Consider the following 14,407-nt stretch of genomic DNA (forward strand, 5'->3'; position numbering starts at 1 on the left):
AATCAATTTGAAAATAATGGGTGGTGTTGAAAATCAACCTTGAAATAGTACAACAATTGGGCTGGCAAACGTCTCATATATAACCTAATATTTAACATGAATGCTATTAAAACAAAGGCTTATATGAGACGAATGCCCCCTTAAATACTTAGCGTGCGATCGCCACGTAAAATACCGATCACCCCTGAACGCACGACTTCTAAAATACGCTCACGGCCAATAACATCAATGAAACCATCTAGCTTTTCACCATCACCAACAATTTGGATGGTGTATAAGTTGGCGGTCACATCAACAATTTGAGCACGGAAAATATCAGCGCTGCGTTTCACTTCAGAGCGAGCACTGCCTGTGGCTCGAACTTTAATCAGCATCAACTCACGCTCAACGTGCGCATTGTCTGTTAAGTCGATGACTTTAACCACTTCAATCAGCTTGTGCAAATGCTTAGTAATTTGTTCAATTTTTTCTGCACTGGCATTAGTGGTTAAGGTCAAACGTGAAATGGTTTCGTCTTCAGTTGGTGCAACGTTTAGGGTTTCGATGTTATAACCACGCTGTGAGAACAGACCGACAACACGTGATAGCGACCCAGCTTCGTTTTCCATTAGTACAGAGATTAGATGTTGTTGCATTAGGTACGCTCCCCCTTCGATAACCACATATCACGCATAGACTGACCGGCAACTTGCATTGGATAGACGTGCTCGTGACGATCGACATAGACATCGATAAATACCAGCTTGTCTTTCATCGCAAGCGCTTCTGCTAGCTGCTCATCAAGCTTTTCTGGATCGGTAATTTTGACACCGACATGGCCATAGCTTTCAGCAAGCTTAACAAAGTCAGGTAATGACTCCATGTAAGAGGACGCATGGCGACCCTCATACAGCATATCCTGCCACTGTTTTACCATACCTAACTGAGCGTTATTTAAGCATAAGATCTTAACCGGTAACCCATACTGGAAGCAGGTTGATAGCTCTTGGATATTCATCTGAATAGAGCCTTCACCGGTGATACAAACCACATCACGATCAGGATTGACCAGCTTGGCTGCCATCGCATAAGGCAGACCAACACCCATGGTGCCTAGACCGCCAGAGTTCAGCCACTGACGTGGTTCATTATATTTGTAATAAAGCGCTGCAAACATTTGGTGCTGACCCACATCACTGGTGATGATGGCATTACCTTCTGTCAATTCGTATAATTTTTCAACCACAGCCTGCGGCTTCATACCATGCTCGGTGCTGGTGTCATAACGTAAGCCATGACGGTTGCGCCATTCATTGATCTGTGACCACCAGTCTTGTAGCGCTGGCTGATCAAGCTGCTTGTCATCGCCTTCTAGTAGCTCAAGCATATCAGTCAATACTGACTTCACATCACCAACGATTGGAATATCGGCCATAATGGTTTTTGAAATAGATGCCGGATCGATATCAATGTGGATAATGGTCGCATTCGGACAGAATTTTTGAACATTGTTAGTCACACGGTCATCAAAACGTGCACCCACTGCCAAAATCACATCGGCATGATGCATGGTCATGTTGGCTTCATAAGTACCGTGCATACCCAACATACCCAAGAACTGACGATCCGAACCTGGGAAGGCACCTAAGCCCATTAAGGTATTAGTAACAGGTAAGTTAAGCTGACGCGCAAGCTTGGTTAGCTCTTCATGCGCATTGCCTAAGATAACACCGCCGCCTGAATATAAGATAGGACGCTTAGCGGCCAATAAAGTCTCAATCGCTTTTTTGATTTGACCCGTGTGACCTTTCACTGATGGCTGATAAGAGCGGATGTTTACCGAATCAGGATAATTGTATTCAAACTTCTCATGCGGCGCTGTGGTGTCTTTTGGAATATCGATTACCACAGGGCCCGGACGGCCTGATTGAGCAATGTAAAAGGCTTTTTTCACAATTTCAGGAATTTCACTGGCGTGGCGTACCTGAAAGCTGTGCTTAACGATGGGACGTGACACCCCAACCATATCTGTTTCTTGGAAGGCATCATCACCAATCAAGTATCTTGGTACCTGACCTGAGATGACAACCATTGGAATAGAGTCCATGAAAGCGGTGGCAATAGCGGTTACGGTATTGGTTGCGCCTGGACCTGAAGTAGCTAATACCACACCTGGCTTACCGGTAAGACGTGAATAAGCATCAGCCATGTGGCCAGCAGCTTGCTCATGACGCACCAATAAATGCTCAATGGCATCTTGTTTAAAAATAGCATCATAAATATGCAGGACGGCACCACCTGGGTAACCAAAAATATAGTCCACACCTTCATCAATTAAGGACTGGACCAGCATTTCGCCACCAGAAAGCATTATTGGCCCATCGCCATTTTCTAGGAGTTCACGCTTTTTGCCAAAATTAACGGCAGCGTGCGCTGTTTGTGTGTGCCCTGTCATATTAGGGCTTTGGGTTGTTTGGGTCACTGTCATCACCTTATTTATTGCGGGATGTAATTTCAAAATAGCCGTGTGCTATTTTTAAACTTGGTTATGTTACTTTTAAAACCAATTAACTTATCATATTAAGCTTTTTTTATCAGCCATTTCCAGATAATTTAATAACCATTCAGACATGGCAAAAAATACCAACAAGCATGCGCTATGTGATATAAGACTTAACGTTGACAGTGACCATACTTTGCGTGGGGTTGCGATGCTTGATAATACCTAGTTTTGGCAATTATCAATGGGCAAGCACGCTTAGCGTTATTGATCGATTAAGGTGTTAACAAGATTGGTGTGTTTTGGGTTATAAAACATGCAAATCGAGTTAAACAGGCCGATACATCTTTCAAGTTTAATATTAAGTTTATAGACGCAATTTAATATTACACCACTCAATAGGAAGATGATTGCCTTTCAATCTAAACTAAACACGTTAATAACCTAAAGTCATAACGTCATCAAAGACAGCAAACTCTTATTGAAGCTTTAAAGTTGAGTTTGGCAAGTTGAACGCCTAACTGGCTTTAGCATTAGATCGAACACTTAGTCACTGTAGACCGATAAGTCCCTGAGTTCTCGCAGCATCAGCAAAGTTGTCTGACTGCGGCTACTCATCACATTTAAAATAGCTACCCTAAAGTAGGCGGTAAGCCTGCTATAGTTGCTACTTTAAGTTACCTGACTCGATAGAGCCGGTTAACTGACTAATCAAAATCTTATAATCCGATGTTTTGCCAGTGTTGTCAACAAAATAAAATGAATAAGACACCCTACTTTAAGGCATCAGTATTGATAATGAGCACTTAACGTAGGGTGTCTTAGGTTGTAATTTTTCTGTTTTTAATGAATTAGTTCAGATGTTTTATTGGCGTGAAATAAGCTACTGACGCACCAAACGGCTTGGTTTTGGCAGTAGGCTTTCATCACTGACACGGCATGGATTAATATCAATACCACCACGGCGGGTATACCACGCGCGAACCATCAGTGAATCCGGATTAAAACGCTGACTTAAATCGGCAAATACTTGCTCCACACATTGCTCATGAAAGCCATTGTGCTGACGATAGCTTAAGATGTAGCGTAATAAGCTGGCTGGGTCTACCGCCTCAGCGCCTGTCATTTCGATAGAGAGCGTGCCCCAATCTGGCTGATTAGTCACTGGGCAATTACTGCGTAATAGATTTGAGTAAAACTGCTGCTGAACCGGTTGTTTGTCAGATGATTCAGATGGCTGTTGTGAATTAAGTGGCTGTAGCAAACTGGCATCAGGATCAGCGACTAATTCGACTTTCTCATCGCCTTGTAATGCCTGATCGACACACTGCCCTGATGGTTGTGAAATTAACAGCCCACTGTTACTGCCAGAAGCTTGGGTTAATGCTTCTAGCTCAAACAACTCTACTTGCACCTGAGCATCAACGCATGCCGATAAGTCTTTGGCAATGGTCTCTTCCACCGCTTGCCAGCTGTCAAATTCAGTAAAGTTTAAACTGTTTAGATACAGCTTCAACGACTTAGACTCTACGATATATCGAGAGCTGGCAGGAATACCAAATCGAGCAACGGCCACTTGTGAAATGCCCTGCGGTGTTAACCAAGACACTTCAAATGCATGCCACCAGTCCATACCAAGTGCCAACTTATCATGCTCCCAACCTATCGCATCACGCCCTAAAGCGCGCTCAATGGCGAATAATGTGTCGGGCTGATAGGTTTTTGGGTAGCTGGTGCTCTCCCCTAGTACGCCATGAATACTCATAATTTTTCCTGTCTAGTTATGCTGTCTGTTTGCTCAATTTTTGCTAATCACTTTGTGATAACTACTGTTTAATAAGCAGTTTTATATTAAGCAATGTTTATAAGCAATTTGTGAACTGTGATAGATACTGATAATGCTAGATGTAAGGTTAACCGTATTGAGTTGACCGTATTAGGCCAACCGCTTAGTTGGCCTAAAACCAAATTTACAGTCTTAAGCGTGACCCGTTTTCTAATAAACGATAGGCAATGGCATAGAACACACCACAAAAGATAAAGATAGCCAGCATCGAATACCAAACGTTGACATCAGAATAGCCCAAGATGCCGTAACGGAACGAGTTGACCATATACACAATGGGGTTTAGCAGTGACACACTTTGCCAAAATGACGATAAATTGTCTAACGAATAAAACACCCCGCCCAAATAAGTTAAGGGTGTTAATACGAAACTTGGAATGATAGAGATGTCATCGAATGAGCGCGCAAAGACGGCGTTGATAAATCCGCCTAAGGAGAACAACATAGAGGTACCCAGCACCGTAAATAACATCACAAAAAAGTGCTCAATGCCTAGGCGTGTGAAGAACTGTGCCACGATAGAGACAATAACCGCAATCATCAGGCCACGAAACACACCGCCACTGACATAACCCATTAAGATAGAGTGCTTAGAGACTGGCGATACCAATAGCTCCTCGATACTTGAGGTAAACTTGGCACTAAAGAAGCTGGACACCACGTTCGAATAACTGTTGGTAATAACCGACATCATGATAAGACCAGGCACAATAAACTGCATGTACGGCACACCGCCCATTTCACCGACGCGTGAGCCAATCATCTTACCGAAGATGACAAAGTACAAGCTCATGGTAATCACTGGCGGCAACAGGGTTTGTGGCCAAATACGCAAGATACGACGGATTTCTTTCACTACAATAGTACGAAAGGCAATCCACTTTTGTGCAAAGCTAAGGCCGTCTTGAATAGGGCCTGCCGAGTTGTTATTCATTTGATTATTGCTCATAGCCCTGCCTCCTTCATACTGTCTTTTGTCTCCACACCCTGCTCAACCAAACGCATAAATAATTCTTCTAAGCGGTTGGCTTTATTACGCATACTTGAAATTTCTATACCTAGCTCTGATAACTGGCTAAACACCTGATTTAAGGATTCACCCTCGCTCAACGTCACCTCCAACGTTTGTGCGTCAGGCTGTGACATACCGGTCACCCCGGTTAGCTCAATTGGATTAGATACCGGATTGACCAAATCAAATACGAAGGTCTCAATAGACAGCTTCGACAGCAAATCCTTCATCTCAGTATTAATTCGAATCTCACCATGATCTAAAATGGCGATATAACGACACAGCTGCTCTGCCTCTTCAAGATAGTGCGTGGTTAAGATAATCGTAGTATTTTCTTCTTTGTTAATCTGCTGCATAAACTCCCACATCGAGCGGCGCAGCTCAATATCTACCCCAGCGGTCGGCTCATCTAGAATCAGCAGTCTTGGCTTATGAATTAGAGCACGCGCAATCATCAATCGGCGCTTCATACCGCCTGACAGCTCACGAGCTTTATTATTACGCTTATCCCATAGCCCCAAAGCCGTTAGTAGCTTTTTGGCGCGAGGTTTAGAATCACTGGCGGGTATGCCAAAGTAACCGGCTTGAGTGATTAAAATATCCTCAACCTTTTCAAACTGGTTAAAGTTAAACTCTTGCGGAACAATACCCAAATACTGCTTTGCAATAGAGGGGTTTTGCAACAAATCAGTACCAAATATTTTGACACTGCCTTCGGTCGGCTTGAACAATGAGCTAATGATGCCAATCATGGTTGACTTGCCGGCACCATTGGGCCCAAGCAAGGCAAAGAACCCCCCTTGAGGCACCGTTAAATTGACATCTTTTAAGGCAGCAAAACCATTGCCATAAACCTTGGTCAGATTCTCTACTTGTAATGCAGGCGTTGTATTAGTCATAAATTCACAGCTTCATTATCTATTAGTGTGGTAGCGTTAATTTCAGTGTGTTGCTTTCAGTTTGTTAATTAGTTTCTTAATTTGTGAATCTTTAGTCTTTCAATGTCTGAATGAATAAGCCTAACGGCCGAGTATTTATACTATATGGTAGCGAAAATAAATAATTAAACCCTACCCAAGCGCCTCGGTAAACCCAAAGTCTGATTAGCAGCAAGGCAGTAATTGATTTCTACTAACGAAGATTTCTGTTAACAAAAAAACGCTCACCAACTTGGTAAGCGTTTTATTTTTATCCTAACGTCTAATCATTATCTAAATGGTCAATTTAAACTAAGCAGCTTGAACGACCAAAGCAATCAAGGCGGTAAAGCAATTGCTTAATCGTCCTTGATTGCTATACAGCGTTAATGGCTATATCGTCTTCAGCAATGACTTAAAGCATAACAGCTTTATAACGTTGCAGCTTAAAAGTCATTCAGCTTATACACAGATTAGCTTGATTCACCAACCATGTAGTCAACCGCGTTTTGTACTTCTTCATCAGGAATATCCGCACCACCTCTAGCAGGCATCGCGTTGAAACCATTGATAGCATGATCATACAAAGTCGATTTACCTTGAGCGATACGAGGACCCCAAGCACCACTATCACCAACAGCAGGTGCACCAGCTACGCCAGTGGCGTGACAAGTGTGACAAATAGCATCGAATACGGCTTTACCATCACGAGGCTCACCATCAGCAGATGCGCCAGCAGATGCAGTTAAGGTAATGTCACAGTTGGTATCACCTTCAAAACAAACCTTACCGTAAGGCTGAATACGCTCTACCAACTTAGGATACAAAGCAATCACCTTTTTCACTTGAGGTGTATCTTCAGGAATAGGCTCTTCTTCAACAGCAGGTTCAGGCGCTGCAGCCGCTTCTTCTGCACCTTCTTCAGTCGCATCGGTCTCAGTCGCTTCAGCATCATCAGTGCTAGCAGCATCATCGGTAGCAGTCGCTACTTCTGTCGTTTCGGCTGCTGCATCAACAACGTCTTCAGCTTGGCTTAAGGTAATACCAGAAAGACCAAGAATGGCTGCGGCGGATAACATCACGATTTTTTTCATGCGTCACAATCTCTTTGTGGAACGACCGCTAAAGGATGCCATGGCATAAATTGAGCTAGGCCTCAGTCAACAGTCGTGTATGATTGAGTAAATTATTTAAACGTATCAGTTTTTAACAGATTAATAATAAATCAGTAAGAATATCTTTTCCATAGTATTATAAGGGAAAAATAGGGTTAATTGCCATGTTTCAATAGTGACTATATCGACAAATCGTCATTTATTAATATTCTAATGCGATTGTCGTGTGTTACGGACACCCACTAGGTTGTTGTTCCCTATCAGCTTTTATGCGCTATTTTTGGCTAACTCCTGTCTGTCAGGCGTAGTGAATCAACCCTCTTTACTGATAATAAACCTGGTTAAATAACCTGCTAATGTAACAGTTTTGCCACACTTTGTCATTTCTCACGCTAGCAATACCATTATTATTAGCGATAACGTTGGTTTTTAACCGGCTTTTTGCTAAACTAAGCCGCCTATATCTATTGGCCAAAATACGGCTTCATCTGATATAGCGCAGCAGTTGTTCATGATATGCGCCCGTAGCTCAGTTGGATAGAGTATCGGTTTCCGAAGCCGAGGGTCGTGGGTTCGATCCCCGCCGGGCGCACCACTTCTAATCCCCCTATTAACACTCCTTACCTCATACTCCTCGAAAGCCCTATTCTACAGGACTTTTGCCTTTTGTCGTGCCTTGTGATTAGTCATCAATAACTAACCTACCATTTCAAAGAGTACAAAAACCCACTCGATTGAGTGGGTTTTTAAATTATAAATACAGTTTTTTTACTGCATGACACACTTGTCTAGCTGTACAAATCCAGCAATTTCACCAGCACCATTACAAACCATTGTCACATTTTCACCCTTACTAAGTGTTGCAGCTGTATCAGTGAATGTGTCATCACCTTCAGCAGCTACACTCATAAACTCATTAGATGTTGCAAGCTGTACAATTGCTTGATCGCTAATACCGCTGTCAATACTAGCTACTGTACCACTTACTTCTAGCAACTTGCCTTTATACTGCTTATCAGCTGCAACCTCATTATTTTGATATGCATCAAATAACTCATTAGCGGTAACTGGTATAGTCTCTTCTACTACTTCTTCAGCACTTTGAGTGTCAGCAGATGATGTAGAGGTTTCTGTGTCATCGTTACCAGTAAATATAGCAATTACAATTAACACAACAAGGATAATTAAAACCCACTTAAGTATTTTTTTCATAGGAATACTCACAGTCAAAATAAGCAATGGTTAATAAAAATTAAAGAATGATTACTATATCGCATAACCCTGTTACAGATAATGAATTATATTTAATTAAAAATTACTTTAATTGAAATTCTTTTAATTAGTGGCTGTTTTTTTACTATTTCAAATATTTTAGCTGAAATAAATTATAGGTATTCATAGAATAGGTGCATATCCACTGCTGAAAGCTTTATCTAGATATTAGTGCTCTAATGACAGTATTGAGGTATATAGATATAATTTAAGGAAAAATTAAATTAGGATTAATATGATGAGACTAGTAGTTTTAACGGTATTAGGTTTAATCTCAGCAACAACTCATGCGGCTAACTGGGTAGAAGTTGGAATAACCCAAGAAGGCGAAAAATTGTTTGTTGATACTGATTCAATAGTGAATCATGGGAGATATAGACAAGCATTTATTAAATACGATCAAAATGAGGTTCAGACAACAGGCTCCATAAAGTACGACACAATGACTAATTTAAATGAATACGATTGCACCCGACCTATGAAAACGAGAGTACTGTCCGTATCGATGACACTTAATGGAAAATCTACTCACCAAGCCAATGTCCCTAATGCTTGGAGATTATGGGATGTTATTTTCCCAGACTCAGGTAATGAACTTGTAGCTAATTTAGTCTGCTCATACTGATTGTGGGATAAGCAATAAGCATGATTAACTGCTACACAAATATAGATAGAATAAAAAAAGCCAATGATAAATATCACTGGCTTTTTTTGTATCTGCTTTCGCTTAGCGTTTAATTTTGCTGATAATAAAAGTACAGCCGCCAATCAGTAATACAATCCGCTTAACCTTCGAGCCATTCTGATTCAGCTGAGTATTAATGACCTCTAGTAACGATTGCGGCTTAGACCGAGTTACCGCTTGCTTAATAACATCCGCTATCGGACTGTCTTTAAGTTTGCTTTGATTCAGCTTTTTTCGTGCCAACTGTCCAATAGCCAACCTGCTACCAGAGCGACGCTTATTTTTGGACGCTGAGCGATCATCTGTGATTTGTTTTTTCGCGGTCTTATCACGGCTCCACAGAATTTCAGAAGGCTGTCCATCGGCCATATATTTTCTTGCCGCACTACTAACGCCAGCACGATTCACTGTCGCAGCACTGGTATTGTTATGATTGAATGATTGTGTCTGTTGTTGTGGGCTGAGCGTTTCAGTGTCAGCCAACTGTGACACATAACACGCCTCTGCTTGTTGCCATACCTCAGGATACAGCTGATACAAGGTGCTATGCTGTTCGGGCTCACCATACAAAGCAACCAGCATTTTGGCATCAGTCTTCGTCAATAGCTTAAGCTGCTGATAGCCAAGCTGTTGATAGTCGATGGTTAGCTCGGTTACTTTCGATCCAGGGAATTGAACAAATATCTTAAACCCAGGCTCATCTAACTGCGGCGACTGTTTGGGATAAAAAGACTCCCATGCCGCCAGTTGATACAGCGTCCATAGCTGATCTTCATAATCCTGCTGCTGCTTTTTTTGCTCACGAATTATGGCTCTTAATGCCAATACCGACTCTTTAAATCCTAACGGCCAAGGCAAGAACTGCTGCGCCACAGCATATCTTTGCTGCGGGTCATCTTTATGCTGCTTGATATAGTTTGACCAAGACAAAAACCCAGTATCTGGTCGATTGTTCTCTCTTAATGCAACATCTTGTACGGTTTGCTCATCTTGCCACTGCATAATGATTTAAGCCTATAATAAATAGTGAGTTATCCTAGCGTGTGTATCGCCACGACCTGGTATGACGCTGTGCTTTATATCCTTAACACCTGTCTGTATAACTAAAGACATGACTAAAGATATTACTAAAGCAGCTGTTTGCGGCTCTTACTCGACCCTCTTGTCTGACCCAACATAGGACGTAAAGCGGGTAGCATAAGCCAAATTACAAGAAATGCTTAACAGTCAGTTTTAATATTCACTAACTTATTCTAAACAAACAGCAAATCATAGTAAAAAGTATGTGTGCTCGGTCACGCTTAGTCATCATTATCATTATAGCAGCGCTAAAGTCAAATAACGTCGGCGCTGGCAGGTGTGATTAAACAGGCAATTTGCTAGTAATTCACTTATTTCACGCTTAGCTTTATTATCTGATGTATTGCTTTATTGTTTAATCCTACTTTTAAAACAAGCTTATACACCGCTTAATTCAACGCGTAACTCTTCAACACTTGGCATACTGTGAAAATTAATCACAGCAACCTCACCCAGGCGACGACGTCCTAGATCAGCGTTGGTATCTATGGTTAACATGGCGACTTTTTTGGCATTACGCTCTAAGATCAAGTGACTTTCACGTGCAGTGGCGCTAAAGTCTGGGAAGTGCTTGGTGATTCGCTTTTGTAAGCTGAGCATGTCTTGACTGGGCTTACCACTAAAGCTGCCGGCTTTGCTTTGAAACTTAGGTTTATCTGCCTTTGTGGTTTTTATTTTTGCCTTACCCTTCCCTTTTCTTTGATTAGACTTGCCCGTGATATTTGGCTTTTTGACAAACCCAATTGCCAGCAATAGCAGCATGGCAAGCCCAATAATAGCCAGCCATACTGAGCCACTTATCATCTGATTCATACCGACTCTCCGTTTTTATTTATTTTTAATTGTATTTATCATATCAGCTCGCGTCGTCTGATAGCTTTTAATTGTTTATTATTTTTATGTTTCATTGTAGCCCAATACCTATCACTAAAGACCTGCTACTCAAAACCTGTTACTTAAGACTTGCTAGGACTGATAGCGGCTGACCTGTGCTGATAAAAGCACGGCTAAATGTTAAACTGCCCTTAGTCTGGTATAGATAAGATACCCTGTTGTCGATTTTTGCTACTGGAGCGCGTGTCATGACGGATATAACCTCACCTTCTAATTTAGCAACCTCCCCTAATCCATCAGCCATTGCTCAAGCCGCTGACTTAATATCCAAAGCTGATAGCATTTGTGTGCTAACCGGTGCTGGTATCTCAGCAGAAAGCGGTATACCTACTTTCCGTGATAAACAAACTGGGCTATGGGAAAACTATCGAGCAGAAGACTTAGCCAGTATCGATGCCTTTGACCGTGACCCAAAGATGGTATGGTCTTGGTATCAATGGCGCCGTAATCTGGTAAAAGATAAGCAGCCCAATTCAGCACACCATGCGCTTCACTCGATACAAGAGTGGGCGCAACAGCAAGGTAAGACCTTGGCACTAATTACCCAAAATGTGGATGATTTGCATGAACAGGCTGGCAGTGAGGTCACTCACTTACATGGGCATCTGTGGCGTAATAAGTGCAGTGAGTGTGGTGCGCCCTATAATGAAACAATAGATTATAGTGAAGATGGATTGCTAAGCTGCCCTCAATGTGACGGCTATATCAGGCCTGATATTGTTTGGTTTGGGGAGATGCTACCCCAAGATGAGTGGCGGTATGCAGAGTATGCGGTGAATGACTGTGATGTCTTTATCAGTATTGGCACCTCAAGCTTGGTGTATCCGGCGGCAGGACTGTTACAAGTTGCTAAGCAGCAAGGCGCTGCCATCATTGAGATTAACTTAAACCCAACTCAAAATCCGTTAGTCGATATTGAGCTGGCCGGTAAAGCCGGCGAGGTACTGCCAAAATTACAGCAGAGTCTATTAAGCTAAAAAATTTTAATTTAAAACTGATAAAAATCTTAGCTCAAAATAAAAGCTGAGGCTATGACTTAATAGCATACCCTCAGCTTTTTTGTGCATCCGTTGTTATGTTGGTCAGTAGCAGACCCACCTATTTTAAAAATACCACCGTATCTGATAGCTCGTTACCCGCCGGATCATGCTCAAGATAATAATGCTGTCTTAATAACAAGCCAATTTCTGCCAACAGGTCGGTTAAGCTTGACTCCATCTTACCTTTAGACATCCCTGCCAGCGCCTTGTCACACATGGCGCGCCAAACGGTTGGGCTCACATGCGCATTGATACCACGGTCGGCAACGATTTCAAGACTGTGCTCGCAAATATTAACGTAAACTAGAACACCAGTGTTCTCTTCGGTATCCCACACTCGATAAGCACTGAATAAATCAATCGCACGCTCACGGCTGCCAATATGATACGCCTGATTAATCGGCAGATGGTTTTCGATAACCAAAAACACCTCTCCGCGATGGCCTTTTTCAGCCTCACCCACCTGCTCGGTTAGTCGCTGCATCACTTGCTCGGTTAACCACCGATTATGCAGTATGGGGATGAAAATCGCTTGTCGCCACAGCCTGGCAAAGCTTGGCTCACTAACCACAGCATGACCCTCTGCGACATTCGGATGTCGTACATTAGAATCAGGCTTAGGAGGGGGTTGTTGCATGATGTGATACCTCAAAATAGGTTGACTAATAAATCAGAGTCAGGTCTAACAGATTATAATATAGCAGGCTATAAATGGCTCACTCTATATATAGCTCATTGTATATAGGTCATAAGCTTAACGCGGTGTTATCCTTAGCGAATACTTATGGGGCTAGCCAATAACTTTGGCGGTCAAAGTTTCTACCATGAACCGCCAGCACCGCCGCCGCCGAAGCCGCCGCCCCCACCACCGAAGCCGCCGCCTCCAAATCCGCCACCGCCGAAGCCTCCGCCTCCGCCACCAAAGCCGCCGCCTGGGAAGACAATAACACCGCCGCGACGTCTGCCACCTTTACCGCCGCCACGACCGCCTTTACCACCGCCGCCTGAGCCACGTGATATCAAGAACAGCCATAAGAATACGGCCATAAAGATGGTCGCTATGATGCCGGCGCCACTAGACAGTGACATCATCACAAAACCACCGGTCGCAACAAATGAGCCTAGGATGCGTCCTAATACCGAAGTCAAAAACAGACCAAAGATCATCGCGATTAAAAACATACCAAACTGCGACGGCGTATCACCCGCTGACTGTGCCTGACTGCGCTGTTTTGCCAACTCATCAGACTGTCTGAGTATTTCAGGGTCGGTTTGTAAGCGGTTCTCGATTTGGTTAATACCTTTGATCAACCCGCCAGCATAATCGCCTTGCTTAAAAGAAGGCGTAATTTGCTCATCAATAATTCTATTGAGAGCGGCATCCGGTAAGACACCTTCTAAGCCATAACCGGATAGGATATACATATCACGGTCATTGACGGCCACTAAAATCAGCAGACCATCATCAGTATCTTTATCACCCAGCTGCCATCTGTCAGCAACCTGCATACTGTACTGGAAAATATCCATACCATTGGTAGTGGGTACTGTAACTAGTGCCGCTTGCGCTAGACCTTGGTCATAGATCTGACGTAGTCTTTGGGTCAGTATTTGGTTTTGTTGCGGACTAAAGATATTGGCCTGGTCCACCACCGGACTGTTTAAAATCAGCTTATCGCTTTCTACCGCTTCTGAGGTCGATTGACGTGGCTCAGCAGTGTTTGCAGGCGCAGAGGTTTGCGGGGCATCTTCAGCGCTGGCTTCACCAATATTTGGTAAATTATCACGAATCGCCTCATTGCCTAACACCGCATCATTAATGGCTTCATTTTCTTGCCCAGCTTTGGCAATGGCCACCATATCTTCAATGCTTTGGTCATTATAACCTTGGGTAGATGAGGCACCTGTTTCTGCAAAACTCATCGGTGCTGACAGTAGGCTTGCACCCAACAGCATAAAAACTGACAGACGTTTAGTAAGGTTTTGCATAGTATAAGTACCACCCAATTTTTCGTAATATTTATTAAATACTTACCGCTTAAATACTCACCACAAGTATCGCTTTAA

General features: G+C 42.8%; 13 protein-coding genes and 1 tRNA gene. 3 read left to right on the forward strand and 11 right to left on the reverse strand.

Going from position 1 to position 14,407, the window contains the following annotated elements:
• Window positions 1-140: 140 nt before the first annotated feature.
• The 6 genes from ilvN to A6J60_RS04205 form a co-directional block, all read right to left on the reverse strand.
• The gene (gene ilvN / locus A6J60_RS04180) at window positions 141-635 is read right to left on the reverse strand and encodes an acetolactate synthase small subunit (protein WP_096064863.1); all 495 of its coding nucleotides are present in this window, start codon (window positions 633-635) and stop codon (window positions 141-143) included.
• Window positions 635-2,350: an acetolactate synthase 3 large subunit gene (locus A6J60_RS04185; protein WP_193778085.1), complete on the reverse strand. Its 1,716-nt coding sequence runs from the start codon at window positions 2,348-2,350 to the stop codon at window positions 635-637. Before A6J60_RS04185 ends, ilvN begins: the two co-directional genes overlap by 1 nt.
• Window positions 2,351-3,362: 1,012 nt before the next feature.
• Entirely contained in the window at window positions 3,363-4,244 is an 882-nt protein-coding gene (gene queF, locus A6J60_RS04190) for an NADPH-dependent 7-cyano-7-deazaguanine reductase QueF (RefSeq protein WP_096064865.1), read from the reverse strand.
• A 205-nt stretch (window positions 4,245-4,449) separates the two neighbouring features.
• Window positions 4,450-5,259 (reverse strand): ABC transporter permease, encoded by an 810-nt coding sequence (locus A6J60_RS04195; RefSeq protein ID WP_096066467.1) that lies wholly within the window; start codon window positions 5,257-5,259, stop codon window positions 4,450-4,452.
• 11 nt (window positions 5,260-5,270) lie between these two features.
• Window positions 5,271-6,236 (reverse strand): ABC transporter ATP-binding protein, encoded by a 966-nt coding sequence (locus tag A6J60_RS04200; protein WP_096064866.1) that lies wholly within the window; start codon window positions 6,234-6,236, stop codon window positions 5,271-5,273.
• Between the two features lie 491 nt (window positions 6,237-6,727).
• Window positions 6,728-7,348 carry a c-type cytochrome gene (locus A6J60_RS04205; RefSeq protein ID WP_096064867.1) on the reverse strand — a complete coding sequence of 207 codons (621 nt, stop codon included), beginning with the start codon at window positions 7,346-7,348 and terminating at the stop codon, window positions 6,728-6,730.
• Between the two features lie 539 nt (window positions 7,349-7,887).
• On the opposite strand from A6J60_RS04205, the gene A6J60_RS04210 reads away from it, so the two are divergent.
• Window positions 7,888-7,964: transfer RNA gene (locus A6J60_RS04210), tRNA-Arg, on the forward strand.
• 173 nt (window positions 7,965-8,137) lie between these two features.
• On the opposite strand, the gene A6J60_RS04215 is transcribed toward A6J60_RS04210, so the two are convergent.
• Window positions 8,138-8,581 (reverse strand): OB-fold protein, encoded by a 444-nt coding sequence (locus A6J60_RS04215; RefSeq protein ID WP_096064868.1) that lies wholly within the window; start codon window positions 8,579-8,581, stop codon window positions 8,138-8,140.
• Between the two features lie 295 nt (window positions 8,582-8,876).
• On the opposite strand from A6J60_RS04215, the gene A6J60_RS04220 reads away from it, so the two are divergent.
• Window positions 8,877-9,266 (forward strand): surface-adhesin E family protein, encoded by a 390-nt coding sequence (locus A6J60_RS04220; protein ID WP_102993951.1) that lies wholly within the window; start codon window positions 8,877-8,879, stop codon window positions 9,264-9,266.
• Between the two features lie 102 nt (window positions 9,267-9,368).
• On the opposite strand, the gene A6J60_RS04225 is transcribed toward A6J60_RS04220, so the two are convergent.
• Together A6J60_RS04225 and A6J60_RS04230 are read right to left on the reverse strand one after the other, a co-directional pair.
• Window positions 9,369-10,328 carry a hypothetical protein gene (locus A6J60_RS04225; RefSeq protein WP_096064870.1) on the reverse strand — a complete coding sequence of 320 codons (960 nt, stop codon included), beginning with the start codon at window positions 10,326-10,328 and terminating at the stop codon, window positions 9,369-9,371.
• Between the two features lie 456 nt (window positions 10,329-10,784).
• Window positions 10,785-11,219: a hypothetical protein gene (locus tag A6J60_RS04230; protein WP_096064871.1), complete on the reverse strand. Its 435-nt coding sequence runs from the start codon at window positions 11,217-11,219 to the stop codon at window positions 10,785-10,787.
• A gap of 269 nt (window positions 11,220-11,488) precedes the next feature.
• Between A6J60_RS04230 and A6J60_RS04235 the strand changes: the two genes are divergently transcribed.
• Window positions 11,489-12,277, forward strand: a complete 789-nt coding sequence (locus tag A6J60_RS04235) for an SIR2 family NAD-dependent protein deacylase (protein ID WP_096064872.1) — start codon at window positions 11,489-11,491, stop codon at window positions 12,275-12,277.
• Between the two features lie 121 nt (window positions 12,278-12,398).
• Here the strand turns inward: A6J60_RS04235 and A6J60_RS04240 are convergent, their stop codons facing one another.
• Together A6J60_RS04240 and A6J60_RS04245 are read right to left on the reverse strand one after the other, a co-directional pair.
• Window positions 12,399-12,977: a TPM domain-containing protein gene (locus tag A6J60_RS04240; protein WP_096064873.1), complete on the reverse strand. Its 579-nt coding sequence runs from the start codon at window positions 12,975-12,977 to the stop codon at window positions 12,399-12,401.
• A 182-nt stretch (window positions 12,978-13,159) separates the two neighbouring features.
• Window positions 13,160-14,329: a TPM domain-containing protein gene (locus tag A6J60_RS04245; protein ID WP_096064874.1), complete on the reverse strand. Its 1,170-nt coding sequence runs from the start codon at window positions 14,327-14,329 to the stop codon at window positions 13,160-13,162.
• Between the last annotated feature and the right edge of the window lie 78 nt (window positions 14,330-14,407).

This window comes from Psychrobacter sp. FDAARGOS_221 (genome assembly GCF_002313155.2).
GTDB lineage: Bacteria > Pseudomonadota > Gammaproteobacteria > Pseudomonadales > Moraxellaceae > Psychrobacter.